This is a genomic window from Nonomuraea sp. NPDC050536 (genome assembly GCF_044457685.1).
Lineage (GTDB): Bacteria > Actinomycetota > Actinomycetes > Streptosporangiales > Streptosporangiaceae > Nonomuraea.
Map to the genome: position 1 here is coordinate 443,881 of NZ_JBITHD010000007.1, position 15,782 is coordinate 459,662.

General features: G+C 64.9%; 20 protein-coding genes and 1 tRNA gene. 6 read left to right on the top strand and 15 right to left on the bottom strand.

The window, feature by feature from the left end:
- Window positions 1-1,589: 1,589 nt before the first annotated feature.
- Window positions 1,590-1,662 (top strand) — tRNA-Arg (locus tag ACIBHX_RS22925).
- Between the two features lie 420 nt (window positions 1,663-2,082).
- Here ACIBHX_RS22925 and ACIBHX_RS22930 read toward each other — a convergent pair.
- The 8 genes from ACIBHX_RS22930 to ACIBHX_RS22965 all read right to left on the bottom strand — a co-directional run bounded on the left by ACIBHX_RS22930 (window position 2,083) and on the right by ACIBHX_RS22965 (window position 8,016).
- Window positions 2,083-3,444 carry a tyrosine-type recombinase/integrase gene (locus tag ACIBHX_RS22930; RefSeq protein WP_397069213.1) on the bottom strand — a complete coding sequence of 454 codons (1,362 nt, stop codon included), beginning with the start codon at window positions 3,442-3,444 and terminating at the stop codon, window positions 2,083-2,085.
- Window positions 3,441-3,632, bottom strand: a complete 192-nt coding sequence (locus ACIBHX_RS22935; RefSeq protein ID WP_397069214.1) for a helix-turn-helix transcriptional regulator — start codon at window positions 3,630-3,632, stop codon at window positions 3,441-3,443. The genes ACIBHX_RS22930 and ACIBHX_RS22935 overlap by 4 nt, the downstream gene beginning before the upstream one ends.
- Window positions 3,629-4,972, bottom strand: coding sequence for a replication initiator (locus tag ACIBHX_RS22940; protein WP_397069215.1), 1,344 nt, complete (start codon window positions 4,970-4,972; stop codon window positions 3,629-3,631). The genes ACIBHX_RS22935 and ACIBHX_RS22940 overlap by 4 nt, the downstream gene beginning before the upstream one ends.
- 237 nt (window positions 4,973-5,209) lie before the next feature.
- Entirely contained in the window at window positions 5,210-5,371 is a 162-nt protein-coding gene (locus ACIBHX_RS22945) for a DUF3970 family protein (protein WP_397069216.1), read from the bottom strand.
- Window positions 5,372-5,383: 12 nt separating this feature from the next.
- Window positions 5,384-5,704, bottom strand: coding sequence for a hypothetical protein (locus ACIBHX_RS22950; protein ID WP_397069217.1), 321 nt, complete (start codon window positions 5,702-5,704; stop codon window positions 5,384-5,386).
- Window positions 5,705-5,721: 17 nt separating this feature from the next.
- Complete coding sequence (locus ACIBHX_RS22955) at window positions 5,722-6,366, bottom strand: DUF2637 domain-containing protein (protein ID WP_397069218.1); 645 nt, start codon at window positions 6,364-6,366, stop codon at window positions 5,722-5,724.
- A gap of 14 nt (window positions 6,367-6,380) precedes the next feature.
- Window positions 6,381-7,694 (bottom strand): FtsK/SpoIIIE domain-containing protein, encoded by a 1,314-nt coding sequence (locus ACIBHX_RS22960; RefSeq protein ID WP_397069219.1) that lies wholly within the window; start codon window positions 7,692-7,694, stop codon window positions 6,381-6,383.
- On the bottom strand, window positions 7,687-8,016 hold the full coding sequence (locus ACIBHX_RS22965; protein ID WP_397069220.1) for a hypothetical protein: 330 nt from the start codon (window positions 8,014-8,016) through the stop codon (window positions 7,687-7,689). The genes ACIBHX_RS22960 and ACIBHX_RS22965 overlap by 8 nt, the downstream gene beginning before the upstream one ends.
- Window positions 8,017-8,115: 99 nt before the next feature.
- Here ACIBHX_RS22965 and ACIBHX_RS22970 point away from each other — a divergent pair, with 99 nt between their 5' ends.
- A complete protein-coding gene (locus ACIBHX_RS22970; RefSeq protein WP_397069221.1) occupies window positions 8,116-8,463 on the top strand; it encodes a GntR family transcriptional regulator in 348 nt (115 codons plus the stop codon).
- Here ACIBHX_RS22970 and ACIBHX_RS22975 read toward each other — a convergent pair.
- Together ACIBHX_RS22975 and ACIBHX_RS22980 are read right to left on the bottom strand one after the other, a co-directional pair.
- Window positions 8,438-8,584: a hypothetical protein gene (locus ACIBHX_RS22975; protein ID WP_397069222.1), complete on the bottom strand. Its 147-nt coding sequence runs from the start codon at window positions 8,582-8,584 to the stop codon at window positions 8,438-8,440. The genes ACIBHX_RS22970 and ACIBHX_RS22975 overlap by 26 nt on opposite strands.
- Window positions 8,581-8,778 (bottom strand): hypothetical protein, encoded by a 198-nt coding sequence (locus ACIBHX_RS22980; protein WP_397069223.1) that lies wholly within the window; start codon window positions 8,776-8,778, stop codon window positions 8,581-8,583. Before ACIBHX_RS22980 ends, ACIBHX_RS22975 begins: the two co-directional genes overlap by 4 nt.
- Before the next feature lie 149 nt (window positions 8,779-8,927).
- Here ACIBHX_RS22980 and ACIBHX_RS22985 point away from each other — a divergent pair, with 149 nt between their 5' ends.
- Both ACIBHX_RS22985 and ACIBHX_RS22990 read left to right on the top strand, forming a co-directional pair.
- Window positions 8,928-9,668, top strand: coding sequence for a helix-turn-helix domain-containing protein (locus ACIBHX_RS22985; protein WP_397069224.1), 741 nt, complete (start codon window positions 8,928-8,930; stop codon window positions 9,666-9,668).
- A gap of 3 nt (window positions 9,669-9,671) precedes the next feature.
- The gene (locus tag ACIBHX_RS22990) at window positions 9,672-10,148 is read left to right on the top strand and encodes an NUDIX hydrolase (protein WP_397069225.1); all 477 of its coding nucleotides are present in this window, start codon (window positions 9,672-9,674) and stop codon (window positions 10,146-10,148) included.
- Here ACIBHX_RS22990 and ACIBHX_RS22995 read toward each other — a convergent pair.
- The 3 genes from ACIBHX_RS22995 to ACIBHX_RS23005 form a co-directional block, all read right to left on the bottom strand.
- Window positions 10,116-10,682, bottom strand: a complete 567-nt coding sequence (locus ACIBHX_RS22995; RefSeq protein WP_397069226.1) for an HD domain-containing protein — start codon at window positions 10,680-10,682, stop codon at window positions 10,116-10,118. The genes ACIBHX_RS22990 and ACIBHX_RS22995 overlap by 33 nt on opposite strands.
- A 67-nt stretch (window positions 10,683-10,749) precedes the next feature.
- Window positions 10,750-11,202 (bottom strand): GntR family transcriptional regulator, encoded by a 453-nt coding sequence (locus tag ACIBHX_RS23000; protein WP_397069227.1) that lies wholly within the window; start codon window positions 11,200-11,202, stop codon window positions 10,750-10,752.
- Complete coding sequence (locus tag ACIBHX_RS23005) at window positions 11,186-11,539, bottom strand: hypothetical protein (RefSeq protein WP_397069228.1); 354 nt, start codon at window positions 11,537-11,539, stop codon at window positions 11,186-11,188. Before ACIBHX_RS23005 ends, ACIBHX_RS23000 begins: the two co-directional genes overlap by 17 nt.
- 200 nt (window positions 11,540-11,739) lie before the next feature.
- Here ACIBHX_RS23005 and ACIBHX_RS23010 point away from each other — a divergent pair, with 200 nt between their 5' ends.
- Window positions 11,740-12,435, top strand: coding sequence for an XRE family transcriptional regulator (locus ACIBHX_RS23010; RefSeq protein WP_397069229.1), 696 nt, complete (start codon window positions 11,740-11,742; stop codon window positions 12,433-12,435).
- A 213-nt stretch (window positions 12,436-12,648) separates the two neighbouring features.
- Window positions 12,649-13,494, top strand: coding sequence for a DUF6602 domain-containing protein (locus ACIBHX_RS23015; RefSeq protein ID WP_397069230.1), 846 nt, complete (start codon window positions 12,649-12,651; stop codon window positions 13,492-13,494).
- Here the strand turns inward: ACIBHX_RS23015 and ACIBHX_RS23020 are convergent.
- Both ACIBHX_RS23020 and ACIBHX_RS23025 read right to left on the bottom strand, forming a co-directional pair.
- Window positions 13,491-13,979, bottom strand: a complete 489-nt coding sequence (locus ACIBHX_RS23020) for a DUF4411 family protein (protein WP_397069231.1) — start codon at window positions 13,977-13,979, stop codon at window positions 13,491-13,493. The genes ACIBHX_RS23015 and ACIBHX_RS23020 overlap by 4 nt on opposite strands.
- Window positions 13,979-14,638: an ImmA/IrrE family metallo-endopeptidase gene (locus ACIBHX_RS23025; protein WP_397069232.1), complete on the bottom strand. Its 660-nt coding sequence runs from the start codon at window positions 14,636-14,638 to the stop codon at window positions 13,979-13,981. Before ACIBHX_RS23025 ends, ACIBHX_RS23020 begins: the two co-directional genes overlap by 1 nt.
- Window positions 14,639-15,782: the final 1,144 nt, after the last annotated feature.

A 15,782-nucleotide genomic window follows, 5' to 3' on the forward strand; every position in this document is an offset into this window, starting at 1 on the left:
TCCAGCCCATCCAGTCACCCAGCCAGGGTTCTACGGGTTCTCCGGGGCGAAGCCATGCCACCTCAGCCGCCCGCCAGGCCCAGCGCCCCAGCGGCCCACACAAGCCCGCCGTGTCGCCCAGCCAGGAACTCCAGCCTTTGGGCTCGCCTTTGCGTTCACATGCCTGACCGGATGCTTGAGCCCACCTGCCTGGCCAGCCGCTTGGGCTCACCTGCCTGACTGACCGGAGCCGCCTGCCTAGCCAGCCGCTCTACCTCATGCCGCGCCCACGCCTTCCTGGCGCCCGCCCATATCGCCCTCACCCGCCTCACCGGCTGCTTGGGGCCGCCTACCTGACCAGCTGCTTGACCCGCCTGCCTAGCCAGCCCTCAACCCCGTGCCGCGCCCACGCCTACCTGGCCGGCTACTTGGGCCTGCCTACTTGACCAGCTGCTTGGCCCACCCGCCTAGCCGGCCGCTCAACCCCGCGCCGCGCCCACGAGTTCTTGACCGGCCACTTGGACTTGCCTGCCTAACCAGCCGCTCGAGCCCTGTGTCGCGCCACCCTGCCTGGCCGGCCGCTTGGCCCGCCCGCCTAGCCGGCCCTCAACCCCCGTGCCGCACCCACGCCTACCTGGCTGGCCGCTTGAGCCCCGTGCCGCGCCCACGCTTTCCTGGCCGCCCGCCTGGGCCGCCTGCCTGGCTGGCCGCTCAACCCCATGCCACCACACCTTCCCGGCGCCCGCCCATATCGCCCTCGCTCGCCTCACCGGCTCGCCCGCCTTCCGGCCTTGGCTCTCGACCTACCTGCCCAGACTCCTCGGCAGCTTGCCGTACCTGCCGAGCCGTCAGTCAGGCGTATCTGCCCTTCCCCCCTGCTAGGCCCGGCACCATGTCGGCTCCCCCGCACCTCGGCTACCTGCTCTGCCCGAGTCATCGAGCGCTTCCCGTTCCGCCGAGCCGCTAGCCAGGGCGCCAGCCCTCAGGCTCATTGCCCACGTGGCCGCTAGCGCCACGCCCTCACCCGCTGGATCAAGGCACCCCGGACGCCGATCAGGCAGGCCGCCGCTCATGCTCCCGACACAACTCCCACAACCAGGTGTCCTCCCACTCCCCCGGACAACTGGACTGCGTAACCTCCGGCCGAGGCGTACTCCGCACCACAACCGCCGGCGGAGACGTAACCGGCGCCGCCACAGCCTTAACAGGCTCCCGCGACCGTTCAGGCGCGGGCACAGCCCCCTCGTACCAGAGATCGGCATGCACAGGCGCAGGCACCAGTACAGGCTCGAACGCCAGCCCACCCTCACCGGAAGGCGCCGCCTCGGAAGCAGCCCCCTCCCGATACCCGCCCATCTCCCCCGCCATCAACCCCCCAGCCAAGATGGCAGGCGCCATCAACGCCACGACCAAAACCACAGGTCGCCTACGCGTTTGTTTACTCCGCCTACGATTCACCCGGCAGACGCTAGCCCCGCACCATGCGGGGAACAGGGATCGCTTGTCCTCCCTTTACCCCCACGCACACCACCCATGACGATCCCCGTGGCAACAACCAACCCCCTGACGGCACACGCACGCCTAGAGATTCGCTACGCTTACTGACGTCCGCCTCCGTAGCTCAGGGGATAGAGCACCGCTCTCCTAAAGCGGGTGCCGCAGGTTCGAATCCTGCCGGGGGCACCTAGTTGATCAGGCAAAACACCATCTGACCTGCGGTCTCACTGCCGCAGGTCTTTTGCTTGTTGGGCAACCGTAGGCCACCTGATGCCGCCGTATGTCAGCGGTTGTGGGATATATGCGGGATGGATCAAGGCCCGTTTCCGCAGGTCGCGCCGATGATCTCGCCCAATACCTGTCCACGATCCCGCACTCTCGCCGTGGGGAGGCATTGGGGAACCCCGGTCCTCGGTGCCGTAATCGTGGCCGGCCCTCGTCGCCGGTCAAGGTCGTACGTCCTCGCTGCGCTCCGGGCGCTCCACCTTGACCACCTCCTCAGCCCAGCGGATGAGCAGCCGTCGAGGGCGGGAGGGAAATGGCAGGGGGCATGGCAAGCAAGAGGCCCCGGCGGGGAGGCCGGGGCCGAGGTGGACGAGGGGTAATTCACTCAAGGGCATCGTTGATCTTCCCGTTGATGTGGTCTTGCTGGCCATCGATGCACTTGGCGTAGACGCGGAGCAGAACGTCAACGCTGTGACCGGCGCGCTTGGCTACCTCGGGAGCCGGAACGCCCGCATTCAGCCAGAGCGAGACCGCCGCGTGGCGCAGGTCGTAGGGACGCGCCCCGAGCGATGACGCAACCTGAGCTGGAGCGAGGGCCGCCTTGCGTGCGGCCTGCCAGACGTAGGAGTAGGCCGAGCTGGAGTAGGAGCCGCCGGTCTCGGTGCGGAAGAGCCTTCCGTCCTTAGCGACGCCGTGCGCCTCGATGTGCTCGCGAAGGATTGCCACCAGGACGGGAGGGATTGGGATCTCCCGTGTCTCCTTGTCGGCCCGGTGCTTGAGACGGCGTGACTCGTGGGTCTCGCCACTGTCGGTCCAACGCTTGGTGCCTTGGGGCCGTGCTCGCTCCAGGATGATCAGACCCCATCCTGACTCGGGCAGCGTGCAGTTCTTCTCTCGGAGGTCGGCCGCTTCCTCCGGGCGGAGAGCGGCGTAGTAGACGCAGGCGAACAACGCCCTGAGCCGAGTACCACGCTTGCGACCGATCTTGGCTACGGCGTCGAGGAGTCGACGGGCTTGGGCCGGGTTGACGACGGTTCGCGGGTCAATCACCGTGACGGCCTTGGGCGCAGTCCACTTGATCTCATCCAGGGGATTGCTGGCAAAGACCTTCTGTTCTACGGCCTGCTCTAGTAGGTGATGCAGGACCGCCCGCTTCCGCCGTACGGTGTTGGCCCCAGCGATCTTGCCCGCGAACGTGACTGAAATGGCGTCGAGGGCCAGGCGTAGCTTCGCCGCTTCCCCCAGCTCCGACAGGGGCGTGGAAGCTCTCTCAAGCCACCGCAGCGCCGCCTCTTGCTCCACCGTCAGAGCGGCCCGCCGGTCCTCGGGAAGCAGGGCGTGAGCCCGTAGCGCCCCCCGCAGGTCTTCCGGCTCAGGGCGGTTCGGCACGTCGGCCACGAGCGCCGGTAGCAACGTGATCAAGGCGTAGGCGTCAGTCTCGCGGGTCCGGGCCGCCGAGGTACGCCAGCGCCGGAGCACGTGCGACTGTGCGAACTCGAAGAACGTCGGCCCGGAAGCTTCGGGCGTGAGCATCGACGCCGGGAGGCCGCTCGCGATGTCGAAGCCCTCTCCCTTCTTGGCGGCCTGGCGCAGCGACGAGAGGAAGCTCTCGGCAAGCGCCTTGGTTCGGAAGGTCTTGGACTTCGGCTTGGGGCCAACCTTCCAGCGGGCCTCATAGGACGGTGTCTTGCTGGAGGCGTTCCGGCGGACATCCCAGAAGCGCACGTCGTACGTGATGTTCATGCGCTCTCCTTGTGGGCGTTGAGCCAGGTCAGCAGGTCATGCCGCCAGACGCGGAGTTCGTCGTTGGGGAGCCGGACGCAGGCGGGGGCGCGGCCAAGCTCCCGCCAGCGGTAGAAGGTGCGGCGGGAGACTCCGCCCAGCTCGTCGAGGACCTGGGCAATGGTCAGCAGCTCGTCGCGGCGACTCATCGGGCACCACCGCCGATTCCCGGGAGGCGGGTTCCGGTCAGTGCGGCAGCGAGGAGTTGATCGCCGGCTGAGTAGCCCTTACCTGCGTACTCCCACTCGCTGATCACGAGAACGGTGTCCTCGTCGAAGAGCAGGAGGCGTCCGGTGGTGATCTCGTTGTTGCGGGCGTGGTCTTCGCGGGCGGCCCGGATCACGCCGAGGGTGGTGGAGTAGTGGCGGGATCGGGTGGAGAAATGGCCGCGGAAGCCGATCATGTGGGCCCATTGGGCGAGGCGGAGTTCCGCCAGGTCCTGGATGGCGCCCAGGCGGAGGCACTCGTTGATCAGGCGTTTTGCGTGGTCGCGGAGGTTGAAGGCGTCGAGGTTGTCGAGCGGGTTGATGCGGCGGTCGAGGGTGCCGATGCATTCGGCTGCTTTGGTGGCGTACTTGGCGATGTAGCCCGCGACAGCTTGTTCGGTGAGATCGCCGTTGAGGGTGATGGGGCGGATGTCGAGTTGTTGGCCCCACTTGAAGAGGCGGGCAGGTTGTTCCTCGTGGGCAGGGATCAGGGCGCTGACGACACGGGCGGCGTGTTGTACGGCTTGCGTCAGGACGTCAGCTGTCGCCCAGGCCGGAGGGGGTACGGCGGGGCCGCCGGGTCCGTCGAGGCGGATGACGGCGTGGAAGTGGACGACGCCACGCCGCTGGTATTCGGCGACCTTGGCGAAGGAGAGGGTCAGGTGTTGGCGGAGCTCACGCAGGGCTAGGCCGCCGAGCTTGGCCAGGTGCCAGCGGAGGGAGTCAGCGAAGCGCTTCCACAGCAGCGGGGCCAAGGCGTTGAACAGAACGCTGCCCGCGTAGTCGTAGCAGTCTGGGCAGAGCGGTTCGCCGAGGCGCTTGTCGTCGGGGTTGTGCTTGGCCGTACAGGACATGACCGTGCCATGCGGGCAGGTCTGCGCGTCGCGGCGGGCGTGGCACGGCAGGGCCTTGCCGTTGTTCTCACGGCGAGTGTGGACCGCGCCGAAGGACGGGGCGGTCAGCGTGACGAACAGGGTGGGATGCGCGGTGACGGTGTCGGGGACGCCTTTGCCGCCGATGAGGCCCGCGCGGATTAGGTGGTAGGTGTCGGCGCGGTAGATCTCGGCGCAGGCCGGGCAGCGGGAGGCGCGGCGGGTCTTGCACGGCAGGCGCAGGACGCCGTCGGGCTCGTTCCTCGTGGTGTAGCGGTGGAGCAGCGCGCCCGTAGCAGCGTCCCAGTGTTCGACCTTGCCGCGTAGGTGGATCGGCTGTCGACAGCTGCCGGTGGCGTGGATTTGGGCGGCCCATCGGTCGTAGTCGGGGCGATTGAGTCGAGTGATCATGCCCGCGATGGCATGCGGATTAGTGGTGTTTGAGGGCAAGATGGAGGCCTCCTTTCACTCGTTGGGGTGAGGGGATGGCCTCCGACCTGGCGTGTGTCTTGGCGGATGTGCGGCCAGGCCGGAGGCGCTGCGCTTATGCGCCGTGGTTGTCGATGCCGGTGCCCTGGCAGTCGCGGCAGGTTTCGCGGTCGAGGTCGAGGCCGGTTCCGTTGCAGGTGCAGCAGGCGTACATGGCGATCACCTCCTTTCGCTCGGTGTGGTGTCGACGTAGATGCGCCAGTGGCGGGGCTTGCCACGGTCGGGGTAAGCGCGCGAGACGCCGGAGACGGTGAAGTTCAGGCGCAGGCGGAACAGGGCGTCGACGATTTCGGCGCGGGTGCCGTCGAGGCGGATTCGCATGATCGGGATCTCCTATTCGGGGTCGACGCAACCGCGATAGCTGTCGTCGGCGGCGTACTGGGCGCGAGCCGCGGACAGGATTGCGACGGCCTTGTACTCGACGGGGCCGAAGCGGATCGAGGTTCCGTAGTGGCCGTACGGGAGTTCCTCGGCGTCGATTGCGGTGCCGAGCTGGGCGGCGATCTGGTCGACGTCGGCGCACAGCTCGGTGTCATCGGCTCGGCGGGGGAAGTGGTGGACCGTGGCACCGTGCGGGACGGGAAGTTCCGGGTTGGCCTCCAGGAAGGTGGCCAGGTCGCGCAGGCCGGTGATGAGAGCGGTTCGATTGGTCATCGTGTTCTCCTTTCTGGTCAGGCGGTTCGCAGGGTGTTGAGCAGGTCGGAGGCGAGTTGGTTGGAGACGCCCAGGCGGGAGCGGAGGGCGTCGCGGGTGATGGGCTTGCCGTGTTTGGCGTGGTGTTCGTCGGCGATGCGGCGGGCGTAGTCGAGGAGGGCGGGGGCGGGGCCGTCCTGCGGTCCGTCCTCGGATGGGACGAGTTCCTTAGTGCCGGTGGGGACGGGGACGGCCACCGCGGACACCTCCGGAACGGAGGGCGGGGACGGTTCGGGGCGAGGACGAGCGGCCCGCCGTTCGAGCATCGAGATCGCAGTGAGGAACGCTGCGGCGGGGGTGGCGGCGCTGATCCAGCCCCAGACGGTCGGGTGGGCTTGGGCCAGGTTGGCGGCCAGGGACAGGACGATGCCGCCTGTGAGGACGAGGACGGGCCAGGAGATCCGGCCGTGCTGTACGCGAGCGGTCTTCTTGTCGCGTTGGCGTTCGCGGGCGGCCATGACGCAGGTCAGATCGATGCAGATGGCCACGGCCCAGGACATCCAGCCGGTTTGGCCGTGGGCGGCGGCGGTGTCGCGGATGTGGGTGAACGATCCGGCACCCGCGATGACGGCCAGAACGAGGATCGGGCCGGTGTCGAGCAGCCAGCAGGCGAAGCGTCGCATCGTTGCACCCCCTTTCAGGCGTTGACGGGTAGGTGGGCGGTGATCTCGTCCCAGGCCGGGGCGAGGTGTGCGTGGGTGCGGGCGGCGTGTTCGGCGGTGTGCTCGCTGACGTAGAAGGAGCGGGCGCGGTACCACTGGCCGTCGGAGGAGGCGACGATGGCGACGCCGGGGGTTTCGGCGGCAATGGTCCGGGCGGAGGCCAAGGCGGCGGGATCGAGGTCGCCGAGGGTCATGGTCGCGGTTTCGGGATCGTTGACCCGGTGGCAAATGCGACCCGAGCACTGGGCGCGCAGCGCGGTGACGCCGGGGCCGAGGTCGGAGCCGATGCGTTGGCCGCAGCAGAACAGGTAGATCCCGAAGGCTCGCCCGAGCTGGGCCACGCGCAGCAGAGCGGTGGAGGTGCGGGCGATCTCGTCTTTCTCGGATTTGTCGGCCATCAGGTAGAGCTCGGCGAGCTCGTCGACCAGGACGACGACAGGGACGGGACGGATGGCGGGTGGGAGTTGCCAGATGTTGCGGGCGGCGGCCTGGCGGCACAGGCCCATGCGGTCGATCATCAGGCCGACCAGGTCGCACAGCAGGTCGACGGATTCGGTGCGGGAGGTGGCCAGGGCGGACAGGCGCGGGCTGTAGGGGGTGAACTCGACGCCGCCCTTGAGGTCGAAGCCGACCAGGGCGACCGGCTGCGGGGCGAGGCCGACGATGAGGGCGTTGGCGAGGTTGGATTTGCCGGACTGGGTGGCTCCCGCGTTGAGCCAGTGCGGGATCGTGCGGAAGTCAACCACCCACGGCTTGCCGGTCTCCAGCCGGCCGACGGTGACCTTCAGCAGGTCGGGTGAGGGTGGGAGTTGGTCGACCTTGACCAGCGGGTCGCGCATGGTGGCGGCCAGCCGTACCCGACCTGGCTTGTCGGAGGTGACGCGGACGGCGTGGACGCCCCAGGAGTGGGCGAGGCGTTCGGCGGCGTCGGCGTAGTCGCCGGGGGTCTGCCCTTCGAGGGTGTGGAGGGTGACGCGCCAGCCGTACCGGGTCGGCACGGGCATCCACATGAACGGCTTGGTGTCGACGGCGACCCGCTGGAAACGGCGGCGGACCTTGACGATGCCGGTCGAGGCGATCGCGCCGGGGACGGTGGTGAACCACCAGCGTTGCCGCTTCTTGGTCAGGTTGCAGCCGAGCGCGACGCGCCGCCATGAAGCGCGGACGGAGACCGCGGTGAGCGGATAGCCGAGGGCGAGCCAGAAGGAGGGGTAGTGCCAGCGGCGCCAGGCCCACAGCCCGACCGCGAGCGCGGCCAGGACTGCGAGCGTGAGCAGCGGGTCAGGCATCGGCGGCCTCCCGGGCGGGGAGCAGGGCCGAGGCGCGGTAGGCGATGCCCCAGCGGCCGGCGATCTCCCAGACGTAGCCGAGCAGGTTCACGGCGTTGACCGGGTCGCCTGCCTTGACGGGCGGTTCACCGGTGATGCCGATCTTGATGAGTTCGATCCGGCCGAACTCGTCTTCTACCGAGGCGGTGATCTCGTAGACGGTGTTGCCGTTCTTGTCGGTCTTGATCTCGCCGGTGTCGCGGTTGAGCACGCGCGGGGCCGGGGCCTTGACGCAGGTGATGGCGAGCTTGCTGACATCCACCGGGATGGGAACGGTACGCATGGTGTGACCTCCTTATTCGTCGTAGCCAACATAGTTAACCTAGTTGGCTCAGTTGTCAATGTTGGCGTGGATGGCTTGGTGTGGTGAGATGTAGGTCCGATGGTCAAGAACACCGGGCGGCCCGGCTACCTCCAGATCGCTGACGATCTGCGCGCGCAGATCCGAGGCGGGTCTCTCGCGCCCGGACAGCCCTTGCCGTCCACGAAGCAGCTGGCTGAGCAGTACGACACGTCGCTGTCGCTGGTGAAGATGGCCGTCGGTGTGCTCCGTACCGAGGGGCTGGTCGTGGGCCAGCAGGGCAAGGGCGTGTTCGTCCGGGACGCGACCGATCCGGTTCCGGACCTCGCGGGCGAGGTGGCCGAGCTGCGCTCTGCCGTACAAGAGCTGTCGGTACGGCTGGCGCGCGTCGAGAAGCAGTTGCCTACGTCCACTGAACGGCCCTCGTAGCCATCCGGGCGCGGACGCTGGTGCTCATCTCCTTGTCGGCGCGGTGGATGTGCACCACGACCGCGACGAATCCGACGACCAAGGCCAGGCCCAGCAGGGCGGCGATGATGAGCGCGATCATGACCAGACCACCCCAGCCTTGAAGCTCGTGCGCGGGCCGCGCGGGGGACGGCGGGTCTCGGGGCGGCGGCGGTTCTTGGCGGCCTGCTTCTTGAGCCAGCGCTCGCGGGCGGTGCACTTGCGGCAGCGGTGCTGCCCCTCGTCAAGCTGGGCGCCGCACTCGCAGGTGGGGTCGGGGTAGATCTCGTCAGTCATGGGGATCACCTCTCCTTCCGGTCGTCGTTCTTGCTTGCAGACCGAGAATGCGCCGGAGAGCTGGGACGAGATCACTACACGACGGGACATGTTCAAGACGTCCGGCCTACGATGGCCGGGACCCTGGACGTCCTCCCGGAGCAGGTGAGATGGCGAACGAACGGCTACGTGCGGCGCTGCTCGCGAAAGGCATCGACATCGAGCAGCTGGCCGAGGCGATCCAGGTCGACCCCAAGACCGCGGAGCGGTGGATCACCCAAGGGCGTCAGCCGTACCGAAAGCATCGTTACGCTGCGGCTTCCTTCCTCGGGACGGACGAGAGCTACCTGTGGCCGCAGGCCCTGACGCGCGAACAGGTCGCGTCGGCGTCCGAGAGCGAAATCATCACGGTGCATCCGCATCGCTGGGCCGTCCCTCGGGACATCTGGGGACGTCTGTTCTCCGAGGCCTCGGAGGAGATCGGCATCCTGGTCTACAGCGGCACGTTCATCCACGACGATCATGGGTTGATGCGGGTCCTGGCCGACAAGGCACACGCCGACGTCCGGGTTCGGATTCTGCTGGGGGATCCGGATTGTCCGAATGTTCTCCAGCGCGGTCGCGATGAGGGTGTCGGGGACAGTCAGGTCGAACGCTGCCGTAATGCCATCCACTGGTACAGCAGCAAACTCGTTCCGGCCGGGGCGGAGATCCGACTCCATCAAACGGTGCTGTACAACTCCATCTACCGCGCCGACGACCAGCTTCTCGTCAACACCCACGCGTACGGCCAGCCCGCCGGCGACGCACCCGTCCTGCACCTGCGACGGGTGGCGGGAGGCGACATGGTCAGCACCTACGAGCGGAGTTTCGAGAAGACTTGGGACGAGGCAACGCCGCTAGAGTCGTGACCCATGGGCAAACGGATCGACTTCTACGACGACCCGGACGCTCCCGCGCCCAACAGCCTCGTCCCGTCCGTGAACGTCGTGGTGACCAACGCCGATGAGGATCTGCTCATGATCCGGCGGACGGACAACGACAACTGGGCCGTCCCCGGCGGAGCCATCGACCTTGGCGAGTCACTACCGGACGCAGGAGTACGAGAGACGCTGGAGGAGACCGGCATCACGTGTGAGATCACCGGTCTCGTGGGGACCTACACCGATCCCCGGCACGTGGTCCTCTACACCTCCAACGGCGAGGCCCGCCAGGAGTTCTCCATCGTGCTGATCGGGCGAGCAATCGCCGGCTCTCCGACGCCGAGCGACGAGTCCCGCGAGGTGCGATGGGTACCCCGCGGGGAGGTCACCGCCTTGAAGATGGACCGATCGATGCGCATGCGGATCGAGCACTACCTAGCCGGACGTGCGCAGCCGTACATCGGATAGTGCTGTCTCGACTGCCTTGACGGCCGCCAGGATGCACGGCGTCGAGGCCGTGATGGACCGTGAGACAAGATGATCGGGGCCGTATCGAGAGTGGATCTCCGCGAGGCGTTCGGCGACGTCGAGATGCCGCCCGTCGGGGCCGGTGGTCATGTCGCAGTAGGTCAGCGCCTCCACCAGTTCCGGGCGTTCCTCGTCGAACTCGGCGGTGAGCGCATCGAGCAGATCCCGGTTGAGCGCTTCGTTGACGGCGCAGGAGTGATGCGCCACCAGGCGGCACAGGGTGTCGTCGGCCTTGACGACATCGCGCAGGTAGCGCGCTCCGTCGAGGGGGTGAAACCCGGTGTCGACCAGGTCCGGGGCGTACCCGATGTCGTGCAGGTAGGCGGCGGCGGTCAGTGTGTCGGCTTCAGCGCCGAGGATCGGCGCGAGAGATTCGGCCCTCTTGGCGACGCCTTGCGTGTGCGCCCAGCGCCGAGGCAAGGTCGGCGCTAGCAGGCATTCGGCCAGGTCACGGGCCCATTCAGCTTGTCCCACCCTGTTCACGATAGACGGCGCACACCGGGGCAAATCTAGAGAGAAGCCCTGGACGTCCCAGGACGTCTCACCCCAAAGGCCGCACGAACCGTCCACGCCCATGCTCAGCCACGATCAAGCCCTCATGCTCCAGTACGGCCAACGCCTGACGAACCGTGTTACGCGAGGCCGCATAGCGTCGCCGGAGAGCCGCCTCACTCGGTACGGCCGGGCCGAGTTCCCCGCGCGCGATCTGGTCGCGGAGGTCGTCGGCGATCGCCCGGTAGCGGTACGGCGTGGCCGGTGCTCCCGAGACCACGCGCCCCTTGGACGGGATGGTGACGATCAGCCCCTCGCCCTCCAGGACGGCCAGGCCGCGCCGGGCGGTGTTGCGGGCAACAGCGAATTCCGCGCACAACTCCGCCTCAGACGGCAGTGAGCTGCCTGCTGGATACTCTCCCGTGACGATCCGCACGCGGATCCGATCGGCGATCTGGGAGTAGACCCGCCAGCCGGTCAAGATCTCAGGAACGGTACGCATCGAAGATCTTGCTCAGGTCGACGCTGAGCTCTCCTTGCTCGCCTTCGCGCCAGCCATCTTGCGCGGCCTGCTCGATTCGTTCCACGGCCGCCGGTAGGCGCAGGAAGGTGACCCGCTCATCCTGTTGATCTCCCCAGTAGAACCAGCAGAACGACAGGTGCACGAAGACGCGACGAGATCGGCACCGGCTGTCGGTCACGTCCAGCGCAGGCCGCCCATCCTGGGTGACCACCAGGACCCCGGTGACTGCGCGGGTGGCGAGCTCTTCGCGTAGCGCGGTCAGCAGGTGCTGTGCGTAGGCTCGCTGCTTCTCCTTGACGACCTGACTCGGCTGCATGCGCGGCGCCTCCTTGGATCCTCTGTCGCTGTGTGGCTTGAGATTCGCCCACGGTCAGAGGCAGGAGCACCGCATCTCTGGGACGTCTGGGGACGTCTCGTGTTAACTTCACTGGCAGAGGCGGTTTCGCGGGAGGAGCGGGCCGAATGAATCAGAACCTGCATCATGCGTTGGCTCACGCCCGGCTTCAGGTCGTTGACGTGGCGGCTCGCTTAGCAGTGGACCCCAAGACCGTCGACCGCTGGCTCAAGGGGCGTGTCCCGTATCCCCGCCACCGCTGGGCCGTCGCCGACCTCCTCGAGGTGAGCGAGGCGGACCTATGGCCGGAGGTAGTCGGCTACTCGCGCCCGATCTCCAGCGAGATCCGCGCCGTCTACCAGCACCGCCACGAGGTACCACAGGCCGTATGGCGGGACCACTTCACGCGCGCAGTCGACGAGATCGGCATCCTGACCTACAGCGGCTTGTTCCTCGCAGAGGACACCGCGATCATGCGAAGCATCGCCCAGCGCGCCCGCGTAGGCGTCAAGGTCCGTATTCTTCTGGGCGACCCCGACAGCGCGGAGGTCGCCGCCCGAGGCCTTGACGAGGACATCGGCCCGGACGTCATGGCCGCCAGGATCAGAAACGCCATCGCGCTCTACCGACCGATGTGTGGCATCCAAGGTGTCGAGATCCGCCTACACGGCACCGTCCTCTACAACTCGATCTACCAGGCCGACAGGCAACTCCTCGTCAACACCCACGCCTACGGCATCCCCGCCACCCAGGCCCCCGTGACTCACCTCATGGCAGACAACGACGAAGGAGCCGCGGCCATCTACCGGAGCAGCTTCGAGCGCGTCTGGACCAGCGCAAAGCCGCACCCGATCGCCCCGGAGACGAGAACCGGGTAGCGCCGAAAGCAACTTATCTACTCGTCATTAAAGGCGAGCCGCCTTCGGCGGCTCGCCGCGCGTCGGGCGGTCGCTGGCCGCGCTGCGGCTCTTCGGCCGGTCGCGGCCGGCGCCGCCCACGCACCGAACGGTCCATCAGGAGTCCGCCATGGCGCCCGGGCCTCAGTCGCATCTTCACCCTCGCGAGCAGATCCCGCACGTTAAGATAACGCAATGCCAGTGATTGAAGAGTATTGGGCAGGAGTCGTACAGCGACTTCAGGCAGAGGTAGACATTTTCGCCCGTCTCGTACGCCATAAAGCCACTCAAGGGCAGGAGAATGAGGCGGCGCTGGCACGGCTTCTAAAGTCCTTCGTCCCACAGCGCTTAGGCGTGGGCACTGGGATGGTTATCGATAGCCACGATACTTATGCAAGACAGGCCGATGTAATTCTCTACGAACAGTCAGACGAGCCGCTCGTGCTGGCACAGACAACTCATCTTATCCACCCGATGGAGAGTGTTCGTGCAAGCATAGAAGTAAAAACAAGGCTTCGTGGCGACGATATCAAAGATTGCCTCATAAAGAAGAGCTCGCTGAATGCACTCCGACCGGCAGTGAACAACCCCGATGGAAGTTCGCATCCGTTATTCATCTTACTTGCGTACGATTCACAACTAGCACCCGAGAGGATTCATGAGAGGTTTATCGCTGCACCGCCAGAGCAGAGGCCGGATCTATATTTTGTTCTTGATCCTGGAGTGCTCGGAGGAAAAAGGGGTGTGTTCTTGCACGGCGATACGGAGTTTTCGTCGGGATTAGCCTTGCTGGCAAACCCGGACGAACGAAGCATCTATCAGACTGTAGCGAGCAGCGTATTGGACGAGGCGATACTGATCAGCGGTCGAACTCATCCAGTCGTAAACTGGAGAGATGAGCGATATCTCGGGGATCCTGCGCGCGCACTATTGCTGTTTGTGGAGGCATTAGCGAGGATGTTGGCCAACCAGCAAGGGAGAGCTCAACCAATTCTGAGCCACTACCTTGATGATCATACACGACGATTGGAGTGGCTCTAAGTCCATAACTCGATGCTGCCGCAGCTCTCAAGATAGTGACCTATACCGATCCATGGAATTTCTAAAATGTCACAAGCTAGCGCAAGCGGCATTCGCGTAGGCTTAGATTTGATGTCCTCCGTTATTACTGTGACGCTATATCCGTCCGCCATCAAACTCTTCGCTTGGGCCGCAACCGTGGCTGCCGAGGATTCATGCTCCGCATCCTCATCCACAAGCTCTCTAACCTGATGAACCACTGCTTGGTAGTATTTGTAAGGGGCGCCCTTATCTAACCGATCTGATGCTGTGGCTTTCGTCCATGAGTATGTAAATTCACCCTTGGCTAGGCGCTCCAACTCGTTAAGGACTTCGTCTGGAAAACAGAGTTGCTGTGCTTTGACTAGGTCGTCAAGGACATCAAATATAAGTGGACCGTTCCTGTGGTGTCCAACGGCATTTAGCGCAGAAACGTCAATGACATACATCCTCGCAGCCGTTTGCATCACTCTACGCTCGCAGGGCCCACCCCAAGCATTTCTTTCATGCTGAGAAGCTGAACATTAGACATATTCAGATACTCGAGGACATCATTCCGAGAAAGTCGTTGCTGCTCTTCGGCTTCCAGCAGCAGGGCGGGATAGAGGCTTCCCCACTCTCGAAGGCGCTTTTCCGGTGTCGTTTCCCCTCCACCACCCTTACTCTTGGGCGGCTTCCTATATTCGGCAAGCGCGTTTATATCTTTATAAAGCTGGCTTGCGGCATATCCAAGCTGTATATATCTAATTGCTGCAGCTCTCAGGCTTACTTTGAATCGGCTGGAAATCTTGTCCACTGCGCGGCGCCCGCGCATGCCGCTGTCATGGAGTACATTCTCGACAAAATTCTCGATATCCTGGCGTGGCATGAATAGTGCTGCAGCAAACTCCTCGCACCACCGCTCCACTCCTGGCGTTGTCTTATTGGTGCATATCCCGTCGCTATGCAGGGTGATGTGACCCAATTCGTGACCGTACGAGAAAAGCCTTGCTTGCGGAATATAGGCAGTATTAACCGCTACGACAGGGGCGAGCTCGTCGTAAAGAGAAAAACCTCGACAGCCATCATTCGTAAGTGACAGATGAAGCGCGAGAAATCCACGTCCTTCGAGTGTCTGTCTGAACATACGAACTACCGCGGCTGCATCCCTTGCGGTGTACTGGTTCTGTGCACGCCAATTCAAGGCTAGTCGAACTCGGTCAGCCACTTCCTCGGGAGGATCCCCGAGGTTTGCCTTCATCCATTCGGGACGCTCTCGATTCTCCGCTTCTAGGACCCATTTACTAACGCGTTGAAGGCGCCTTGCTGTCCTTATTGCGTTCGATTCAACTCGAAGCAAAAGGCGCTCTTCAGAATCTCCCGGTGGATGCCTAAAAGCCGCTGGAACGGCCTCGCTAACAGGGGGGTCCGACAGGAAGAAGAATGCCGTTGGTCTACGCAGAAGAGATAGGAGGCTTTTGAATTGCGTCTTAGTGGGTTGCGCATCGCCGTGCCGCCATGCAGCGACTATGGTTGGATCAACCTTACTCCGCTGCGCCACTTCTACGTCAGATACACCTGACTGCTCCATCGCCCATTCAAGGACGGAAGGAGTAATTGGCACCAACGTCGGAGCAGCCACAACTCCCTACTTTAGAACGAGGAGGGCGCTGTGCCTACCCCTTTTAGATCAAGTTTCTATATATCGGGTGGACCCAAATTTGGATTTCCCACTGCTTCTATCCAGTATCCACACGTAGGGTAGCCAGCTGAGCTCGCTTCCTCAGCGGCCTAACGGCCCCTACCACGAAACTTGTCCTCCGGGCCTCGTCTTCGCGATACACGTGGGACCAAATGGAGGAGACCGTTCGCAAGACATACGCAGCATGGATTGTCTGTCCACTCGCGTTTCGAACTCGGGACTCTCACGCCATGAAGATCCTTCGTTGCGCCTTGGCGAGACCGAACCTTGGTAGGGCTGTCCCTAGACTGCTGCCATGTTCAGGGATCCAGATCGCTGCCTTGTGACCACGCGGTCCAGCGGCCTTGTCGGCCTGAGCCCTGTCGAGTTGGCCGTACAATCTCGGACATCATGGATCGCAGTGGACTGGTGTAGAGCCCGTTAGCGGCTGTGACTAGCGCGCGACGGAGCGCCGAACGACCGCAGACGATCATGAAGCGTCTCGTAACGAAGTGCTGTGGGGTCGGACCGAAGCGCGGTGTCAGCCTTGCGGCTGGTCCGTTTCTCCGGCCCGCCCTCCGAACCCGGCGTGCGACTTTCACCGCACCGG